This is a genomic window from Streptosporangium heterodermiicola (assembly GCF_051390675.1).
Taxonomy (GTDB): Bacteria; Actinomycetota; Actinomycetes; order Streptosporangiales; family Streptosporangiaceae; genus Streptosporangium.
Map to the genome: position 1 here is coordinate 1 of NZ_JBPJSR010000124.1, position 377 is coordinate 377.

General features: G+C 71.1%; 1 pseudogene. It reads right to left on the reverse strand.

Features of this window, described 5'->3' with window-relative positions:
• Positions 1-377: pseudogene (locus ACSC1Q_RS43180) on the reverse strand (succinate--CoA ligase subunit alpha); the annotation flags it as partial.

Consider the following 377-nt stretch of genomic DNA (forward strand, 5'->3'; position numbering starts at 1 on the left):
CGCATCAGGCGGGCGGTCTCGCTCGGGGTCCTGCCGACGCGGACGCCGACCTTCTCCAGGGCGTCCTTCTTGGCTTGTGCGGTGCCGGCCGAGCCGGACACGATCGCGCCGGCGTGGCCCATGGTCTTGCCCTCGGGGGCGGTGAAGCCCGCCACGTAGGCGACGACCGGCTTGGTGACGTGCTGCTCGATGTAGGCGGCCGCGCGCTCCTCGGCGTCGCCGCCGATCTCGCCGATCATCACGATCGCGTCGGTGCCCGGGTCGTCCTGGAAGGCCTGCAGCGCGTCGATGTGGGTGGTGCCGATCACCGGGTCGCCGCCGATGCCGACCGCGGTGGAGAAGCCGATGTCACGCAGCTCGTACATGAGCTGGTAGGT